15 protein-coding genes are annotated in these 18,109 nt (G+C 69.0%); 14 read left to right on the forward strand and 1 reads right to left on the reverse strand.

The features are described from left to right. Positions 1-20 precede the first annotated feature (20 nt). Positions 21-866: a C40 family peptidase gene (locus tag K3769_RS25300; RefSeq protein ID WP_267028620.1), complete on the reverse strand. Its 846-nt coding sequence runs from the start codon at positions 864-866 to the stop codon at positions 21-23. Positions 867-1,655: 789 nt separating this feature from the next. On the opposite strand from K3769_RS25300, the gene K3769_RS25305 reads away from it, so the two are divergent. The 14 genes from K3769_RS25305 to nuoN all read left to right on the forward strand — a co-directional run bounded on the left by K3769_RS25305 (position 1,656) and on the right by nuoN (position 17,957). Continuing rightward, the gene (locus K3769_RS25305) at positions 1,656-2,015 is read left to right on the forward strand and encodes an NADH-quinone oxidoreductase subunit A (RefSeq protein ID WP_033319564.1); all 360 of its coding nucleotides are present in this window, start codon (positions 1,656-1,658) and stop codon (positions 2,013-2,015) included. 49 nt (positions 2,016-2,064) lie between these two features. Then, entirely contained in the window at positions 2,065-2,619 is a 555-nt protein-coding gene (locus K3769_RS25310; protein WP_018528252.1) for a NuoB/complex I 20 kDa subunit family protein, read from the forward strand. Further along, a complete protein-coding gene (locus K3769_RS25315; protein ID WP_267028621.1) occupies positions 2,616-3,386 on the forward strand; it encodes an NADH-quinone oxidoreductase subunit C in 771 nt (256 codons plus the stop codon). The genes K3769_RS25310 and K3769_RS25315 overlap by 4 nt, the downstream gene beginning before the upstream one ends. Beyond that, entirely contained in the window at positions 3,383-4,735 is a 1,353-nt protein-coding gene (locus K3769_RS25320; RefSeq protein WP_267028622.1) for an NADH-quinone oxidoreductase subunit D, read from the forward strand. Before K3769_RS25315 ends, K3769_RS25320 begins: the two co-directional genes overlap by 4 nt. A gap of 80 nt (positions 4,736-4,815) precedes the next feature. Beyond that, entirely contained in the window at positions 4,816-5,709 is an 894-nt protein-coding gene (gene nuoE / locus K3769_RS25325; protein ID WP_267031537.1) for an NADH-quinone oxidoreductase subunit NuoE, read from the forward strand. Further along, complete coding sequence (gene nuoF, locus K3769_RS25330) at positions 5,709-7,085, forward strand: NADH-quinone oxidoreductase subunit NuoF (protein WP_267028623.1); 1,377 nt, start codon at positions 5,709-5,711, stop codon at positions 7,083-7,085. Before nuoE ends, nuoF begins: the two co-directional genes overlap by 1 nt. Then, positions 7,082-9,586, forward strand: coding sequence for an NADH-quinone oxidoreductase subunit G (locus K3769_RS25335; RefSeq protein ID WP_267028624.1), 2,505 nt, complete (start codon positions 7,082-7,084; stop codon positions 9,584-9,586). Before nuoF ends, K3769_RS25335 begins: the two co-directional genes overlap by 4 nt. After that, positions 9,583-10,980, forward strand: a complete 1,398-nt coding sequence (gene nuoH / locus K3769_RS25340) for an NADH-quinone oxidoreductase subunit NuoH (protein WP_267028625.1) — start codon at positions 9,583-9,585, stop codon at positions 10,978-10,980. Before K3769_RS25335 ends, nuoH begins: the two co-directional genes overlap by 4 nt. Next, positions 10,973-11,614, forward strand: a complete 642-nt coding sequence (gene nuoI / locus K3769_RS25345) for an NADH-quinone oxidoreductase subunit NuoI (protein WP_267028626.1) — start codon at positions 10,973-10,975, stop codon at positions 11,612-11,614. The genes nuoH and nuoI overlap by 8 nt, the downstream gene beginning before the upstream one ends. Next, on the forward strand, positions 11,611-12,477 hold the full coding sequence (locus K3769_RS25350; protein WP_267028627.1) for an NADH-quinone oxidoreductase subunit J: 867 nt from the start codon (positions 11,611-11,613) through the stop codon (positions 12,475-12,477). Before nuoI ends, K3769_RS25350 begins: the two co-directional genes overlap by 4 nt. Continuing rightward, positions 12,474-12,773 (forward strand): NADH-quinone oxidoreductase subunit NuoK, encoded by a 300-nt coding sequence (gene nuoK / locus K3769_RS25355; RefSeq protein ID WP_069171239.1) that lies wholly within the window; start codon positions 12,474-12,476, stop codon positions 12,771-12,773. The genes K3769_RS25350 and nuoK overlap by 4 nt, the downstream gene beginning before the upstream one ends. Positions 12,774-12,787: 14 nt before the next feature. Then, positions 12,788-14,734, forward strand: coding sequence for an NADH-quinone oxidoreductase subunit L (gene nuoL, locus K3769_RS25360; RefSeq protein WP_267028628.1), 1,947 nt, complete (start codon positions 12,788-12,790; stop codon positions 14,732-14,734). A 5-nt stretch (positions 14,735-14,739) separates the two neighbouring features. Next, complete coding sequence (locus tag K3769_RS25365; protein ID WP_267028629.1) at positions 14,740-16,311, forward strand: NADH-quinone oxidoreductase subunit M; 1,572 nt, start codon at positions 14,740-14,742, stop codon at positions 16,309-16,311. Further along, a complete protein-coding gene (gene nuoN, locus K3769_RS25370) occupies positions 16,308-17,957 on the forward strand; it encodes an NADH-quinone oxidoreductase subunit NuoN (protein WP_267028630.1) in 1,650 nt (549 codons plus the stop codon). The genes K3769_RS25365 and nuoN overlap by 4 nt, the downstream gene beginning before the upstream one ends. The last annotated feature ends 152 nt before the right edge of the window (positions 17,958-18,109 follow it).

Raw genomic sequence — 18,109 nt, forward strand, 5'->3', positions numbered from 1 at the left:
TCAGCGCGTGCGACCGGTGGTCAGAGCACGCGTACCGCACCGCTCGCCGGGTAGCCCGACAGGTCCTGGATGACGACGCCCTTCGAGGGGTTCGCCGCGTCCAGGTACTGGCCGCCGCCGATGTACACACCCACGTGGTACGCCGAGCCCGCGCCGCCCCAGTACAGGATGTCGCCGACCTGGATGTTGGACAGGGAGACCGGGGTGCCGGCCACGGACTGGTCCTGGGAGACGCGCGGCAGGTCGACACCGACCTGCTTGAACGCCGCCTGGACCAGGCTGGAGCAGTCCCACGCGTCGGGTCCGGAGGCGCCCATGACGTAGGCGTCGCCGACCTGAGCCTTCAGGAAGCTGATGACGGTCCCGACGCTGCCGCTGGCGGGAGCCACGGCGTCGCTGCCGGCGGCCGTGGAGGCCGTGGAAGCCGTGGTGAGGGTCGTGCGGCCCGCAGAGCGGGTGGCGCGCTCGGCGGCCTCCTTGCGGGCCTCCTCGGCCTTCTCCTTGGCCGCGGCCTTCTTCTTCGCGTCCGCGAGGTCCGACTTGGCCTGCTTCGCGGCCTTCTGGGCGGCGGCATCCCGCTCGGCGCGCAGCTGGTAGTCGGCCGCGGCCTGCTGGGTCACCTCCGCGGACTCGGCGACCTGGGCGGTCATGTCTGCCGTGAGGGTGGGCAGCTCGATGGTCTGGGTCACCGGCTCGGCCGCGTTGGCCGTTCCGGCGGCACCGGCCACTGCCAGGGTGCCGAGGACGCCACCGGCGACTCCGGCGCGCATCGCGAGCGCCGAACTGCTGCGAGGCCGGGGTTTCCGGTGGCTTCGTATGTGAGCGGTGTGGGACATAGGGACAACCGGTATCAGGGGCTCCTCCATACCTTCAAGAAACGTGTGGTGCGCCACAATTGTTCAATGGGCGGGCGAATCAGCGTCGTGACGCCCCTTATTGACGCCGTAACGGGCATTGCGGACACAGTCCGGCACGCCTGTGATCACGGCCTTTTCGAGTTACGTCCGAATTGCCCCCGACCTACCATCCGTTGAGGCGGTTGGCCAAGCCCGGTTGTTTCCGGCCTGTTACCGATGTGACGCACGTCACGGAACGGTAGCCCCGGCGACCGCGTTGCGCGTGCGGATCGTGGGGAGACTCGGCGCCGGTCCGGAGGGCGGCCCGGGGTCGGGCCGGCGTCGGCCCGCGCTCGTGAACGGACGCACGTGCTCGCGCCGTCCACAACGGACGTCCCAACTCCCCCCGAGGTGTGAACGAGTTCCTCTATCAAGCGACCCCGTCCAGCGCCAATTTGCCTTGGCTTCGACGGGCTTGATAGTGCGCCAAGCCCCGGACCAGCGGCGACGATCGGGAATGTCACCTCTGGTGATCACTCGGACGCTTCTCGTACGAAGATCGGCACTCATCCGACTTCATGATCCTTCGCCGGGTGGTGGAGATCACAAAGGCGTTGTCGCACCCCGTGTCGCAGATCACAGACCGGCAGGCATAGGATGCGGGGCAGTTGGGCTTGTGACCTGCTTCACATGTGCGCGATCTTCGTGTGAGCCGCACGGAGTTCCGTACGCCGCACGAGGGTCGTGGGGTTAGTGGAGCGGGGGCGACGCCTGATGCAACCGCCAGCAGTCAATGCCGACTGAGAGGAGCGAGGAGCGGTGAACGCGTATGCGCCCATCCTCGTACTGGGAGCCCTCGGGGCAGGCTTTGCGATCTTCTCCGTGGTCATGGCCACGCTTATCGGTCCAAAGCGATACAACCGGGCCAAGCTCGAAGCCTACGAGTGCGGAATCGAGCCGACCCCCACGCCGGCGGGCGGCGGGCGGTTCCCCATCAAGTACTACCTGACGGCGATGCTCTTCATCATTTTCGATATCGAGATCGTCTTCCTCTATCCCTGGGCCGTCACCTTCGACGCGCTCGGGGTCTTCGGGCTCGTGGAGATGCTGCTCTTCGTGCTCACCGTCTTCGTCGCCTACGCGTATGTATGGCGGCGCGGCGGCCTGGAATGGGACTGAACCCCGTATGGGACTGAGCCCCGTATAGGGGACAGAGGAGCCATTGAGCATGGGACTCGAAGAAAAGCTGCCGAGCGGCTTCCTGCTGACCACCGTCGAGCAGGCCGCGGGGTGGGTGCGCAAGTCGTCCGTCTTTCCCGCCACCTTCGGCCTCGCCTGCTGCGCCATCGAGATGATGACGACAGGGGCGGGGCGCTACGACCTGGCGCGCTTCGGCATGGAGGTCTTCCGCGGCTCACCGCGGCAGGCCGACCTGATGATCGTCGCCGGGCGCGTCAGCCAGAAGATGGCACCGGTGCTGAGGCAGGTCTACGACCAGATGCCGAACCCCAAGTGGGTGATCTCCATGGGGGTCTGCGCCTCTTCGGGCGGCATGTTCAACAACTACGCGATCGTGCAGGGCGTCGATCACATCGTCCCCGTCGACATCTACCTCCCGGGCTGCCCGCCGCGGCCCGAGATGCTGATGGACGCGATCCTCAAGCTCCACCAGAAGATCCAGTCCTCCAAGCTCGGCGTGAACGCCGAGGAAGCGGCCCGTGAGGCGGAGGAAGCGGCGCTCAAGGCGCTCCCCACCATCGAGATGAAGGGGCTGCTGCGGTGAGCGACGCGAACGGCAACGGCAAGAGCCCGGCCGGCGACGGCACGAACGGCGCCAACCCCGAGAAGGACCTCGGCGCCTCCAACCTCCCGGGCCAGCGCGGCGACGGCGGCGAGGAGATCCGCGTCCAGCGCGGCATGTTCGGCGCCAACAACGGCGGGGACACCTCCGGCTACGGCGGCCTCGTCCGCTCGATCCGCCTCCCCGGCCCGGCCGCCCGCCCGTACGGAGGCTGGTTCGACGAGGTCGCCGACGAACTCGAAGGCGCCCTGGAGGAACAGGGACTGGTCCCGGAGAACGCGATCGAGAAGACGATCGTCGACCGCGACGAGCTCACCTTCCACATCGAGCGCGAGCATCTGCTCCAGGTCGCCCGGACCCTGCGCGACGACCCGGCCCTGCGCTTCGAGCTGTGCACCGGGGTGAGCGGAGTGCACTACCCGGCCGACAAGGGCCGCGAGCTGCACGCCGTCTACCACCTGCGCTCGCTCACCCACAACCGGCTGATCCGCCTCGAAGTCAGTGCCCCCGACAGCGACCCCCGCATCCCGTCCCTGGTCACGGTCTATCCGACCAACGACTGGCACGAGCGCGAGACGTACGACTTCTTCGGCATCGTCTTCGAAGACCACCCGGCGCTGACGCGGATCATGATGCCGGACGACTGGCAGGGCTTCCCGCAGCGCAAGGACTATCCCCTCGGCGGTATCGCCGTCGAGTACAAGGGCGCCCAGATCCCGGCTCCGGACCAGCGGAGGTCGTACTCATGAGCACGCAGTCAACGAGCGCGCAGTCGGCGGACGCACAGTCGGCATCCGCGCGGGAGACCACCGAGGGCACCGTCTACACGGTCACCGGCGGCGACTGGGACGAGGTCGTCCAGACCGCGGCCAAGGCCGACGACGAGCGCATCGTCGTCAACATGGGCCCCCAGCACCCCTCCACCCACGGTGTGCTCCGGCTCATCCTGGAGATCGAGGGCGAGACGGTCACCGAGGCCCGCTGCGGCATCGGCTACCTGCACACCGGCATCGAGAAGAACCTCGAATACCGGACGTGGACCCAGGGCACCACCTTCGTGACGCGCATGGACTACCTGACGTCCTTCTTCAACGAGACCGCGTACTGTCTCGCCGTCGAGAAGCTCCTCGGCATCGAGGACCAGGTCCCGGACCGCGCGACGATCATCCGGGTGCTCCTGATGGAGCTGAACCGGCTCTCCTCGCACCTGGTGTGCATCGCCACCGGCGGCATGGAGCTCGGCGCCACCACGATCATGATCTACGGCTTCCGTGATCGTGAACTCATTCTCGACATCTACGAACTCATCACCGGCCTGCGCATGAACCACGCGTTCATCCGGCCCGGCGGGCTCGCCCAGGACCTGCCGCCGGGCGCGGTGGACCACATCCGCGAGTTCGTGAAGAAGATGCGGAAGAACCTTCCCGAGTACGACAAGCTCGCCACCGGGAACCCCATCTTCAAGGCCCGTATGCAGGACGTCGGCCACCTGGACCTGACCGGCTGCATGGCGCTCGGAGCCACAGGACCGATTCTGCGGTCCGCCGGCCTCCCGCACGACCTGCGCAAGGCCCAGCCGTACTGCGGCTACGAGACGTACGACTTCGACGTCCCGACCACGGACACCGCCGACGCGTACGGGCGCTTCCTCATCCGGCTGGAGGAGATGCGCCAGTCGCTCGCGATCGTCGAGCAGTGCCTGGACCGGCTGGAGCCCGGTCCGGTCATGGTCACCGACAAGAAGATCGCCTGGCCCGCCCAGCTCGCGCTCGGCCCCGACGGCCTCGGCAACTCGCTCGACCACATCAAGAAGATCATGGGCACCTCCATGGAGGCCCTGATCCACCACTTCAAGCTGGTGACCGAGGGCTTCCGCGTCCCGCCGGGACAGGCGTACGCGGCCGTCGAGTCACCCAAGGGGGAACTCGGGGTGCACGCCGTGTCCGACGGAGGCACCCGCCCCTACCGGGTCCACTACCGGGACCCGTCCTTCACCAACCTGCAGGCCATGGCGGCGATGTGCGAGGGCGGCCAGGTCGCCGACGTCATCGTGGCCGTCGCCTCCATCGACCCCGTGATGGGAGGCGTCGACCGGTGACCACCATTCCTTCCGGGCCCGGCGTACAGCCACAGGGCACACAGCCGCAGAACCCCCGGCCCCAGGGCGTCGGCCTCGGGATGCCCCAGCTGCCCCCGCCCGACTATCCGGCCGACGTACGGGCCCGGCTCGAGGCGGACGCGCGCGAGGTCATCGCGCGCTACCCGGACTCCCGGTCCGCGCTCCTTCCGCTGCTGCACCTCGTGCAGTCGGAAGAGGGCCATGTCACGCGCACGGGGCAGCGGTTCTGCGCGGAGATGCTCGGCCTCACCACGGCCGAGGTGACCGCGGTCGCCACCTTCTACTCCATGTACCGCCGCAAGCCGAGCGGCGACTACCAGGTGGGCGTCTGCACCAACACGCTGTGCGCGGTCATGGGCGGCGACGCGATCTTCGAAGCCCTCCAGGAGCACCTGGGCGTCGGCAACGGCGAGACCACCGACGACGGCAAGGTCACCCTGGAGCACATCGAGTGCAACGCGGCCTGCGACTTCGCGCCGGTCGTGATGGTCAACTGGGAGTTCTTCGACAACCAGACCGTGGCGAGCGCGAAGGGTCTCGTCGACGACCTGCGCGCGGGCACGCAGGTCGAGCCGACCCGCGGCGCCCCCCTGTGCACGTTCAAGGACACCGCCCGCATCCTGGCGGGCTTCCCCGACGAGCGCCCCGGCGCGGTCGAGGCGAGCGGCGGCGCGGGCCCCGCCTCGCTGGTGGGCCTGCGGCTGGCCAAGGGGGAGACGGGCACCACGCGCGTGGTGCATCCGCGCGGGTCCGAAGCACCCGGATCCGCCGGGTCTCCCGGCTCGTCCGGCCCGTCGGGGTCTCCCGCTTCCTCCCGGGACGCGACGTCGCACGATCCGTCGCCGTCCGGCCAGCCCTCGTCCAAGCACCTCAGTTCGCACGACGCACCGCAGGACACGTCGGCGTCCGACCCGGACCACCCGGCCGGGCCCGCCGCCGAGGAGGGGGAGTGATGACCTTGTCCACTCAGTACGGGGGCGCCTCCCGGCCGGAGACGGGCGCGGACCCCGAGAAGGTGCTCGCACCGGTGCTGTCGGCCTTCTGGGACGAGGACAAGTCCTGGACGCTGGACACCTACCGGCGGCACGACGGGTACGAGGGCCTGCGCAAGGCGCTCGCCATGTCACCGGACGACCTCATCGCCTATGTGAAGGAATCCGGACTGCGCGGCCGGGGCGGCGCGGGATTCCCGACGGGAATGAAATGGCAGTTCATTCCCCAGGGTGACGGAAAGCCTCACTATCTAGTTGTCAACGCCGACGAATCGGAGCCCGGGACCTGCAAGGACATCCCGCTCCTCTTCGCGAACCCGCACAGCCTCATCGAGGGCATTGTGATCGCCTGTTACGCGATCCGGTCCTCGCACGCGTTCATCTATCTGCGGGGTGAAGTCGTCCCCGTACTGCGGCGGTTGCACGAGGCCGTGCGCGAGGCGTACGAGGCGGGCTACCTGGGAGAGAACATCCTGGGCAGCGGACTCGATCTCCAGCTCACCGTGCACGCGGGCGCGGGCGCGTACATCTGCGGTGAGGAGACCGCACTCCTCGACTCGCTCGAAGGCCGCCGTGGGCAGCCGCGACTCCGTCCCCCCTTCCCCGCGGTGGCGGGCCTTTACGCCTGCCCCACTGTGGTGAACAACGTCGAGTCGATCGCGTCGGTTCCCGCGATTCTCCACAAGGGCAAGGAATGGTTCCGCTCGATGGGCAGCGAGAAGTCCCCGGGCTTCACGCTCTACTCGCTCAGCGGCCACGTCACCAGCCCCGGCCAGTACGAGGCCCCGCTCGGCGTCACCCTGCGGCAGCTCCTCGACATGAGCGGCGGCATCCGGGCCGGACACCGCCTCAAGTTCTGGACGCCGGGCGGCTCCTCGACCCCGATGTTCACCGACGAGCACCTCGACGTCCCCCTCGACTACGAGGGAGTGGGCGCCGCGGGTTCCATGCTCGGCACGAAGGCACTCCAGTGCTTCGACGAGACGACCTGTGTCGTACGGGCCGTCACCCGGTGGACCGAGTTCTACGCCCACGAGTCCTGCGGCAAGTGCACCCCCTGCCGCGAAGGCACGTACTGGCTCGTGCAGTTGCTGCGCGACATCGAGGCCGGCAAGGGCGTCATGTCCGACCTCGACAAGCTGAACGACATCGCCGACAACATCAACGGCAAGTCCTTCTGCGCCCTCGGCGACGGCGCCGCCTCACCGATCTTCTCCTCCCTCAAGTACTTCCGCGCGGAGTACGAGGAGCACATCACGGGCCGCGGCTGCCCCTTCGACCCCGCGAAGTCGACGGCCTGGGCCGACAAGGACAAGCACACGGAGGTGAACGCATGACCGTGACCACGAGCGCTCCCTCCGGAGGCGGGGAAGCGGCGGTCCCGCCGGAGGACCTCGTCTCGCTGACCATCGACGGCGTGGAGATCAGCGTGCCCAAGGGCACCCTGGTCATCCGCGCCGCCGAACAGCTCGGCATCGAGATCCCCCGCTTCTGCGACCACCCCCTCCTCGACCCGGCCGGCGCCTGCCGCCAGTGCATCGTCGAGGTCGAGGGCCAGCGCAAGCCCATGGCTTCCTGCACGATCACCTGCACGGACGGGATGGTCGTCAAGACGCATCTCACCTCTCCTGTCGCCGAGAAGGCCCAGAAGGGTGTGATGGAGCTGCTGCTCATCAACCACCCGCTGGACTGCCCCGTCTGCGACAAGGGCGGCGAGTGCCCGCTGCAGAACCAGGCCATGTCGCACGGCGACTCCGAGTCGCGCTTCGAAGGAAAGAAGCGGACCTACGAGAAGCCCGTCCCGATCTCCACCCAGGTACTGCTCGACCGCGAGCGGTGCGTGCTGTGCGCCCGCTGCACCCGGTTCTCCAACCAGGTCGCGGGCGACCCCATGATCGAACTGATCGAGCGGGGCGCGCTCCAGCAGGTCGGCACCGGCGAGGGCGACCCCTTCGAGTCGTACTTCTCCGGGAACACCATCCAGATCTGCCCGGTCGGCGCGCTCACCTCGGCGGCGTACCGATTCCGCTCGCGCCCCTTCGACCTCGTCTCCTCGCCCTCGGTGTGCGAGCACTGCTCCGGCGGCTGCGCGACCCGCACCGACCACCGGCGCGGCAAGGTCATGCGGCGCGTCGCGGCCGACGACCCCGAGGTCAACGAGGAGTGGATCTGCGACAAGGGGCGGTTCGGCTTCCGGTACGCGCAGCAGCGGGACCGGCTGACGACGCCCCTGGTACGCGGCGAATCCGGTGAGCTGGAGCCCGCCTCCTGGCCCGAGGCGCTGGAAGCGGCGGCCAGGGGACTTCTCGCGGCCCGCTCCCGGGCCGGCGTCCTCACCGGCGGCCGGCTGACCGTCGAGGACTCCTACGCGTACAGCAAGTTCGCGCGCGTGGCCCTCGACACGAACGACATCGACTTCCGCGCGCGCGTGCACAGCGCCGAGGAGGCCGACTTCCTGGCCGCCCGCGTCGCGGGCCGCGGCCGGGACCTCGACGGTACGGGGGTCACGTACACGGCGCTGGAGAAGGCGCCCGCGGTGCTGCTCGCCGGATTCGAGTCCGAGGAGGAGGCGCCCGGCGTCTTCCTGCGGCTGCGCAAGGCGTGGCGCGGACACGGACAGCGGACCTTCTCGCTGGCCACGCACGCGACCCGGGGCCTGGAGAAGGCGGGCGGCACGCTGCTGTCGGCCGCTCCCGGCACCGAGACCGCCTGGCTGGACGCGCTCGCCTCCGGCGCCGGCCTGGAGGACGACGGGGCGAAGGCCGCCGAGGCACTGCGCCTGCCGGGCGCCGTGATCGTCGTCGGTGAACGGCTGGCCTCCGTGGCGGGCGGGCTCACCGCCGCCGTACGGGCCGCCACCGCCACCGGCGCCCAACTGGTGTGGATCCCGCGCAGGGCGGGGGAACGCGGCGCGATCGAGGCGGGGGCGATGCCCTCGCTGCTGCCCGGCGGACGCCCGGCCACCGACCCGCGCGCGCGGGACGAGATCACCCAGGCCTGGCGGATCGCCGCCCTTCCGCACCGGCACGGCCGCGACACCGGACAGATCATCGAGGCCGCCGCCACCGGCGAACTCTCCGCGCTCGTCGTGGCGGGCGTCGAGGCCGCCGACCTCCCCGACCCCACGCGTGCGCGTACGGCACTGTCCGAAGTGGGCTTCCTGGTCTCGCTGGAGCTGCGGCCCAGTGAGATCACCGAGCACGCGGACGTCGTGTTCCCGGTCGCCGCGGTCGCCGAGAAGGCGGGCACCTTCCTCAACTGGGAAGGCCGGGCACGCCTCTTCGAGGCCGCTCTCAAGCCCGACCAGATGACCCGCCGGGTGGCGCCCACCGACGCGCGCGTCCTGCAGATGCTGGCCGACGCCATGGACGTACACCTGGGGCTGCCCGACCTGCGGACCGTGCGCGCCGAGCTGGACCGGCTCGGTGGCTGGGACGGGCCGCGGGCCGCCGAACCCGTGGAGATCGCGGCCCGCTCGCCGCGGCCCGCCGCCGGGGAGGCCGTGCTCGCCGGGCACCGGCTGCTGCTCGACCAAGGGCGCCTCCAAGAGGGCGACGAGGCGCTCGCCGGGACCCGGCACGCCGCCCACGCGCGCGTGTCGCCCGCCACGGCCGCCGAGGCGGGCGTCAAGGACGGCGACACGCTGGCCGTGAGCGGCCCCTCGGGAGCGGTCGAACTCCCGCTGCTGATCACGCAGATGCCCGACCGGGTGGTCTGGCTCCCGCTGAACTCCGCCGGGGGAGGCGTCGCCTCCGACACGGGCGCGGCCCCCGGCGCACTCGTCCGCATCGGACCGGCGACGCTCGCCGGCGAGGCCCCCAAGGAGGTGGAGGCATGACCCCGAACCTCACCGCGCCGGTCTACCTGGCCGCGGAGGACCTCTCCGTGTTCGGCCGGGACGTGTGGTGGCTGGTCGTCATCAAGGCGGTCTTCTGCTTCGCCTTCCTGATGCTCACCGTGCTCTTCTCCATCGTGTGGGAGCGCAAGGTCGTCGCCTGGATGCAGCTGCGCATCGGCCCCAACCGGCACGGCCCCTGGGGCATGCTCCAGTCGCTCGCCGACGGCATCAAGCTGATGCTCAAGGAAGACCTGATCGTCAAGCGCGCGGACAAGGTCGTCTACGTCCTCGCGCCGATCGTGGCGGCCATCCCGGCCTTCATGGCGATCGCCGTGATCCCCTTCGGGCCGGCCGGCAACGAGATCTCGATCTTCGGCCAGCGCACCACGATGCAGCTCACCGACCTGCCGATCGCGATGCTCTACATCCTCGCGGTCGCCTCGGTGGGCATCTACGGCATCGTGCTCGCGGGCTGGTCCTCCGGGTCGACGTATCCGCTGCTCGGCGGCCTGCGCTCGTGCGCGCAGATGATCTCCTACGAGATCGCCATGGGCGCCGCGTTCGCGTCGGTGTTCCTGTACTCCGGCTCGATGTCCACCTCGGAGATCGTGGCCCAGCAGGAGGACCGCTGGTTCGTGGTCCTGCTGCCGGTGTCGTTCCTGATCTACATCGTGACGATGGTCGGCGAGACCAACCGCGCCCCCTTCGACATGCCGGAGTCCGAGGGCGACCTGGTCGGCGGCTTCAACACCGAGTACTCGTCCATCAAGTTCGCGCTCTTCATGCTCGCCGAGTACGTGAACATGGTGACCGTCTCGGCGGTCTCCGTGACGCTCTTCCTGGGCGGCTGGCGGGCCCCCTGGCCGATCAGCACCTTCTGGGAGGGCGCCAACCACGGCTGGTGGCCGATGCTGTGGTTCGTCATCAAGGTGCAGCTGCTGCTGTTCTTCTTCATCTGGCTGCGCGGCACGCTGCCCCGCGTCCGCTACGACCAGCTGATGAAGCTCGGCTGGAAGGTCCTGATCCCGGTCTCCGTGGTCTGGCTGATGCTCGTGGCGACCGTACGGACCCTGCGCAACGAGAACTACGACTTCGCCGACATCGCCCTGTACGTGGGCGGCGGCGTCCTCGTCCTGCTGCTGCTCTCGTTCGTCGCCGACATGTTCCGCGAACGCAAGGACGCCGAGAGCGCCCGCCAGGAGCTGGACGAAAGCGCCGCCTTCGACCCGATGGCGGGCGGATATCCCGTGCCGCCGCTGCCCGGACAGGAGTTGCCGCCGGTGCCCAGGCGCCGCCCGCGCCGGGAGCGGGAGTTGATTGTCAGTGGTGGCGTGAATACTGACAGTGACGGATCCGATGGACCTCGTGACGGAAAGGAGGCGTCCGATGGCTGATGAGCAGAAGGAGACCAAACCCGGTTTCCAGAATCCCGTCGCAGGCTTCGGCGTGACCTTCAAGGCCATGTTCAAGAAGCGGCTGACCGAGCAGTATCCGGAGCAGCAGAAGACCACCGCACCGCGCTTCCACGGCCGGCACCAGCTCAACCGGCATCCGGACGGCCTGGAGAAGTGCGTCGGCTGCGAGCTGTGCGCCTGGGCGTGTCCCGCCGACGCCATCTATGTGGAGGGCGCGGACAACACCGAGGAGGAGCGCTACTCCCCGGGTGAGCGGTACGGACGCGTCTACCAGATCAACTACGCCCGCTGCATCCTGTGCGGCCTGTGCATCGAGGCGTGCCCCACGCGCGCGCTGACGATGACCAACGAGTTCGAGCTGGCCGACAGCAGCCGCGCCAACCTCATCTACACCAAGGAGCAGCTGCTCGCCGGTCTGGAGGAGGGCATGGTCGAGTCGCCGCACTCGATCTTCCCGGGCACGGACGAGCAGGACTACTACCGGGGGCTGGTGACGGAGGCCGCGCCGGGCACGGTGCCGCAGGTCGCCGTCTCCAAGGGCGAGGTCCCGCAGGAGGGCGAGTCCACCTTCGGTCCGGACGAACCCGCCTCGGAGCAGGTGATCGGCCGATGACCGCCCACCTGGCCGCGCACTCCGGCTCGCTGGCCGCCGACGCCACGACCTCGCTGGCGGCCTACTCGACCTCCACGGGCGAGGCCGTCCAGTTCTGGATCCTCGGGACCGTCGCCGTGATCGGCGCCCTGTGCACCGTCCTCATGAAGAAGTCCGTGCACAGCGCGCTCTGCCTCGCCGGCACCATGATCATCCTGGCGGTGTTCTACCTCGCCAACGGCGCCTACTTCCTGGGCATCGTGCAGGTCGTCGTCTACACCGGCGCGATCATGATGCTGTTCCTCTTCGTGGTCATGCTCGTCGGTGTCACCGCGGCGGACTCCCTGAAGGAGACCATCAAGGGCCAGCGCTGGCTGGCCCTGCTGTGCGGTCTCGGCTTCGGCATCCTGCTGTGCGCGGGCATCGGCAACGCGTCGCTGAGCGAGTTCGAGGGACTGGCCCAGGCCAACGCCGGCGGCAACGTGGAGGGCCTGGCCGCCCTCATCTTCACGAAGTACGTCTTCGCCTTCGAGATCACCGGCGCCCTGCTCATCACGGCCGCCGTCGGCGCCATGGTGCTCACCCACCGCGAGCGCACCGAGCGGGCCAAGACCCAGCGCGAGATGGCCGAGGAGCGCGTACGGGCGAACAAGCAGCTCCCGCCGCTGCCCGCACCCGGCGTGTACGCCCGGCACAACGCGGTGGACATCGCCGGTCTCCTCCCGGACGGCACCCCGTCCGAACTGACCGTCATCAGCACGCTGCGCGAGCGCGGCCAGATCCGCGATGTGTCGGACCAGGCCATCAAGGACCTCAAGGCGCTCGAACAGCGCTCCGGGGAGCGGCTCGGCCGCGAAGGCCGCGAAGAGGAGGCCGCGAAGTGAACCCCGTCAACTATCTGTATCTTGCCGCCCTGTTGTTCACGATCGGCGCCTCGGGCGTCCTGATCAGGCGGAACGCGATCGTGGTGTTCATGTGCATCGAGCTGATGCTCAACGCCTGCAACCTCGCGTTCGTCGCCTTCTCCCGGATGCACGGCAATCTCGACGGCCAGATCATCGCCTTCTTCACGATGGTCGTCGCCGCCGCGGAGGTCGTGGTCGGGCTCGCGATCATCGTGTCGCTGTTCCGTTCCCGCCACTCGGCCTCGGTCGACGACGCCAGCCTGATGAAGCTGTAAGGGGTCGCTGAATCGTGGACAACTTGATTGCGCTGCTTGTCGCGGCGCCTCTGCTCGGAGCGGCCGTACTGCTGTGCGGCGGCAGGCGGCTCGATGCCGTCGGCCACTGGATCGGCACGGTCCTCGCGTCCGCGTCCTTCGTGATCGGCGCGATCCTCTTCGCCGACATGCTGGGCAAGGACGAGGAGCACCGGGCCATCGGGCAGCACCTGTTCAGCTGGATCCCCGTCGAGGGCTTCCAGGCGGACATCGCCTTCCAGCTCGACCAGCTGTCGATGACGTTCGTGCTGCTGATCACCGGCGTCGGCTCACTCATCCACGTGTACTCGATCGGGTACATGGAGCACGACGAGCGCCGCCGCCGCTTCTTCGGCTATCTGAACCTGTTCCTCGCGGCGATGCTGCTGCTCGTCCTCGCCGACAACTACCTGCTGCTGTACGTCGGCTGGGAGGGCGTGGGCCTCGCCTCGTACCTGCTCATCGGCTTCTGGCAGCACAAGCCCAGTGCCGCGACCGCCGCGAAGAAGGCCTTCCTGGTCAACCGCGTCGGCGACATGGGCCTGTCGATCGCCATCATGCTGATGTTCACCACCTTCGGGACCTTCGCCTTCGGGCCGGTCCTGGAGGCCACCGGTGAGACGGGTGAGGGCAAGCTCACGGCCATCGGCCTGATGCTGCTGCTCGCCGCGTGCGGCAAGTCCGCCCAGGTACCGCTGCAGTCCTGGCTCGGGGACGCGATGGAGGGCCCGACCCCGGTCTCGGCCCTCATCCACGCCGCGACCATGGTGACCGCGGGCGTGTACCTGATCGTCCGTTCCGGGGAGATCTTCAACGCCGCCCCGGACGCCCAGCTCGTCACCACCGTCGTCGGAGCGGTCACGCTGCTCTTCGGTGCGATCGTCGGTTGCGCCAAGGACGACATCAAGAAGGCGCTCGCCGGTTCGACCATGTCGCAGATCGGCTACATGATCCTCGCGGCGGGCCTCGGCCCGATCGGTTACGTCTTCGCGATCATGCACCTGGTGACGCACGGCTTCTTCAAGGCCGGGCTCTTCCTCGGCGCCGGTTCGGTCATGCACGGCATGAACGACGAGGTCGACATGAGGAAGTACGGCGGCCTGCGCAAGCACATGCCGGTCACCTTCGTGACGTTCGGACTCGGCTACCTCGCCATCATCGGCTTCCCGGGCCTGTCCGGCTTCTTCTCCAAGGACAAGATCATCGAGGCCGCCTTCGCCAAGGGCGGCACCGAGGGCTGGATCCTCGGCGGCGTGGCCCTGCTGGGCGCGGCCATCACCGCGTTCTACATGACGCGCGTGATGCTGCTGACGTTCTTCGGAGAGGAGCGCTGGCGGAACAGGCCCACCGCTTCCCCGGCCGAGTCGGACGTGGAGCCGGCCGCCGAGAACCAGGGCGCACACGCCGAACCGCACCCGCACGAGTCGCCGAAGTCCATGACGATCCCCATGATCGTGCTGGCCTTCGGGTCGGTCTTCGCGGGCGGCTTCTTCGGCATCGGCGACCGCTTCCTGCACTGGCTGGAGCCCGTCACCGAGCACGCGCACGGACACCCGCCGATCGGCGCGACCACCGTCACCCTCTCCACGATGGTCGTGCTCGTCATCGGCGTCGGCCTCGCCTGGCTCCAGTACGGGCGCCGTCCCGTCCCGGTCGTCGCCCCGCGCGGCTCCCTGCTCACCAGGGCCGCCCGGCGCGACCTCCTCCAGGACGACTTCAACCACGTCGTCCTGGTGCGCGGCGGCGAGCACCTCACGCGCTCGCTGGTGTACGTCGACCACACCCTGGTCGACGGGGTCGTCAACGGCACGGCGGCCTCGATGGGCGGTCTGTCCGGACGGCTCCGCAAGCTGCAGAACGGCTACGCGCGCTCGTACGCCGTCTCGATGTTCGGCGGTGCGGCGATCCTCATCGCCGCGACCCTGCTGATGAGGGCGGTCTGATACCGATGTCCTTTCCTCTGCTGACAGCGACGGCGGCCCTCCCGGCGATCGGGGCGATCGCCACGGCCGCCGTGCCGGCCGCCCGCCGCACCGCCGCCAAATGGCTGGCGCTGCTCGTCTCGCTCGCCACCCTGGCCCTCGCCGTCGTCGTCCTGGTCCGCTTCGACCCCGACGGCGACCGCTACCAGCTCACCGAATCCCACTCCTGGATCAAGGACTTCGGGGTCCGGTACGAGCTGGGCGTGGACGGCATCGCGGTGGCGCTGATCGCGCTGACCGCCCTGCTCATCCCCTTCGTGATCCTCGCGGGCTGGCACGACGCCGACCCGCTGGAGACGCACAGCAGCCGGTGGCGGCCGACCCAGGGCTTCTTCGCCCTGATCCTCGGCGTCGAGGCGATGGTGATCATCTCCTTCGAGGCCACCGACGTCTTCCTCTTCTACATCTTCTTCGAAGCCATGCTCATCCCGATGTACTTCCTCATCGGCGGCTTCGGGGACCGGGCCCACGCGGGCTCGGACGAACACGCGGCGGCCCAGCGTTCGTACGCCGCCGTGAAGTTCCTCCTCTACAACCTGGCCGGCGGCCTGATCATGCTCGCCGCGGTGATCGGCCTCTACGTGGTCGCGGGGAACTTCTCGCTCCAGGAGATCGCCGAGGCCCGCGCCAACGGCTCGCTGGACATGGCGACCAACACCGAGCGCTGGCTGTTCCTGGGCTTCTTCTTCGCCTTCGCGGTGAAGGCGCCCCTGTGGCCGCTGCACACCTGGCTGCCCAACGCCATGGGGGAGTCCACCGCCCCGGTCGCCGTGCTGATCACCGCGGTGGTCGACAAGGTCGGCACCTTCGCGATGCTCCGCTTCTGCCTCCAGCTCTTCCCGGAGGCCTCGAAGTGGGCGACGCCCGCGATCCTCGTCCTCGCCCTGATCAGCATCATCTACGGGGCGCTGCTCGCGGTCGGCCAGCGGGACATCAAGCGTCTGGTGGCGTACGCGTCGATCTCCCACTTCGGGTTCATCATCATGGGCATCTTCGCGATGACCAGCCAGGGACAGTCGGGCGCGACGCTCTACATGGTCAACCACGGGATCTCGACCGCCGCGCTGATGCTGGTGGCCGGCTTCCTGATCACCCGGCGCGGCTCGCGTCTGATCGCCGACTACGGAGGGGTGCAGAAAGTCGCCCCGGTGCTCGCGGGCACCTTCCTGATCGGCAGCCTGGCGACGCTGTCGCTGCCGGGACTCGCGCCGTTCGTGAGTGAGTTCCTGGTCCTGATCGGTACGTTCGCGCGCTACCCGGTGATCGGGATCATCGCCACCTTCGGCATCGTCCTCGCCGCGCTCTACACACTCGTCCTCTACCAGCGGACGATGACCGGCCCGGTGAAGCCCGAGGTGTCGGCGATGCCCGACCTCAAGGTGCGGGAGCTGGTGGTGGTCGCCCCGCTGATCGCCCTGCTGATCTTCCTCGGCGTCTACCCGAAGCCCCTCACCGACATCGTCAACCCGGCGGTCAAGCAGACCATGTCCGACGTACACAAGAAGGACCCCAAGCCCGAGGTGGAGGCCGCCAAGTGAGCGCTACAGCCGTCCACAGCCTGTGGACAACGGCGGCCGATCCGATCCAGAAGATCGACGCGCCGAACATCGAGTACGGGCAGTTGTCGCCCACCCTGATCGTCATCGGAGCGGCGGTCGTCGGGATCCTGGTCGAGGCCTTCGTGCCGCGCCGCTCCCGCTACTACGTCCAGGTGTTCGTGTCCGTCGTCGCCCTCGCCGCCGCTTTCGCCGCGGTCGTCGGGCTCGCGGCGGGCGGCTACGGCACCACGAAGGCCGGGATCGCCGCGATGGGTGCCGTCGCGGTCGACGGACCCGCGCTCTTCCTGCAGGGCGTCATCCTGCTGGCCGGCGTACTGGGCGTGTTCACGTTCGCCGAACGGCGCCTCGATCCCGTGGCGCACGGCAACCGCGTCGACTCGTTCGCCGCGCAGGCCGCCTCCGTACCGGGCAGCGACAGCGAGAAGTCCGCGGTCAAGGCGGGATTCACCACCACCGAGGTGTTCCCGCTGCTGCTCTTCGCCATCGGCGGCATGCTCGTCTTCCCGGCGGCGAACGACCTGCTGACCCTCTTCATCGCGCTGGAGGTCTTCTCGCTGCCGCTGTACCTGCTGTGCGCCGTGGCCCGCCGCAAGCGGATCATGTCGCAGGAGGCCGCGGTCAAGTACTTCCTGCTGGGTGCCTTCGCCTCCGCGTTCACCCTCTTCGGCATCGCCCTGCTCTACGGCTACGCCGGCTCCGTGTCGTACGCGACGATCTCCCAGGTCGTCGACGGCACGGTCGAGACGGTGAACCCGGCCCTCGCCGACACCATGGGCAACGACGCGCTGCTGCTCATCGGCGCCGCGATGGTCGTCATGGGCCTGCTGTTCAAGGTCGGCGCGGTGCCGTTCCACATGTGGACCCCGGACGTCTACCAGGGTGCGCCGACCCCGGTGACCGGCTTCATGGCCGCCGCGACCAAGGTGGCCGCCTTCGGCGCCCTGCTGCGGCTCCTGTACGTCGTCCTGCCGGGCCTGCGCTGGGACTGGCGGCCGGTGATGATGGGCGTCGCCGTCGTCACCATGCTGGGCGGCGCGATCGTCGCGATCACCCAGACCGACATCAAGCGGCTCCTCGCGTACTCGTCCATCGCGCACGCGGGGTTCATCCTCGCGGGTGTCATCGCGATGACACCCGACGGTGTGTCGTCGGTGCTCTTCTACCTGGGCGCCTACTCGTTCGTGACGATCGGCGCGTTCGCGGTCGTCACCCTCGTCCGGGACGCGGGCGGCGAGGCCACGCACCTGTCCAAGTGGGCCGGCCTCGGACGCAGGTCACCGCTGGTGGCGGCCGTGTTCGCGGTCTATCTGCTGGCCTTCGCGGGCATCCCGCTGACCTCCGGCTTCGCGGGCAAGTTCGCCGTGTTCAAGGCGGCGGCCGAGGGCGGCGCGGGCGCGCTGGTCGTGGTCGGTGTGATCTCGTCGGCCATCGCGGCGTTCTTCTACATCCGCGTGATCGTGCTGATGTTCTTCAGCGAGCCGCGTCCGGAGGGACCCACGGTCGCCGTGCCGTCGCCCCTGACGATGACGGCCATCGCGGTCGGCGTGGCGGTCACGCTGGTGCTCGGTGTGGCGCCGCAGTACTTCCTGGATCTGGCGGGACAGGCGGGCGTCTTCGTCCGCTGAGGTCTCCCGGTCCGTGAGCCCCGGTTCCGCCTGGAACCGGGGCTCACGGCGTTCTCCGGGCGCGCTGCGGCAGGCACGCCGCGCAGATACTCCGTAGCAGCCTGTGGATAACTCCGATGCTGTCGGTGCGGACCCCTATCGTGGACGCAGTG

The sequence above is a fragment of the Streptomyces ortus genome (assembly GCF_026341275.1).
In the GTDB taxonomy this organism is placed as follows: domain Bacteria; phylum Actinomycetota; class Actinomycetes; order Streptomycetales; family Streptomycetaceae; genus Streptomyces; species Streptomyces ortus.

What these genes read in the sequence shown, in the direction of transcription:
- K3769_RS25300 (WP_267028620.1), bottom strand. Translation starts at nt 866, where the DNA reads ATGGAGGAGCCCCTGATACCGGTTGTCCCTATGTCCCACACCGCTCAC.
- K3769_RS25310 (WP_018528252.1), top strand. Translation starts at nt 2,065, where the DNA reads ATGGGACTCGAAGAAAAGCTGCCGAGCGGCTTCCTGCTGACCACCGTC.
- K3769_RS25320 (WP_267028622.1), top strand. Translation starts at nt 3,383, where the DNA reads ATGAGCACGCAGTCAACGAGCGCGCAGTCGGCGGACGCACAGTCGGCA.
- nuoE (WP_267031537.1), top strand. Translation starts at nt 4,816, where the DNA reads ATGCCCCAGCTGCCCCCGCCCGACTATCCGGCCGACGTACGGGCCCGG.
- nuoF (WP_267028623.1), top strand. Translation starts at nt 5,709, where the DNA reads ATGACCTTGTCCACTCAGTACGGGGGCGCCTCCCGGCCGGAGACGGGC.
- K3769_RS25335 (WP_267028624.1), top strand. Translation starts at nt 7,082, where the DNA reads ATGACCGTGACCACGAGCGCTCCCTCCGGAGGCGGGGAAGCGGCGGTC.
- nuoH (WP_267028625.1), top strand. Translation starts at nt 9,583, where the DNA reads ATGACCCCGAACCTCACCGCGCCGGTCTACCTGGCCGCGGAGGACCTC.
- nuoI (WP_267028626.1), top strand. Translation starts at nt 10,973, where the DNA reads ATGGCTGATGAGCAGAAGGAGACCAAACCCGGTTTCCAGAATCCCGTC.
- K3769_RS25350 (WP_267028627.1), top strand. Translation starts at nt 11,611, where the DNA reads ATGACCGCCCACCTGGCCGCGCACTCCGGCTCGCTGGCCGCCGACGCC.
- K3769_RS25365 (WP_267028629.1), top strand. Translation starts at nt 14,740, where the DNA reads ATGTCCTTTCCTCTGCTGACAGCGACGGCGGCCCTCCCGGCGATCGGG.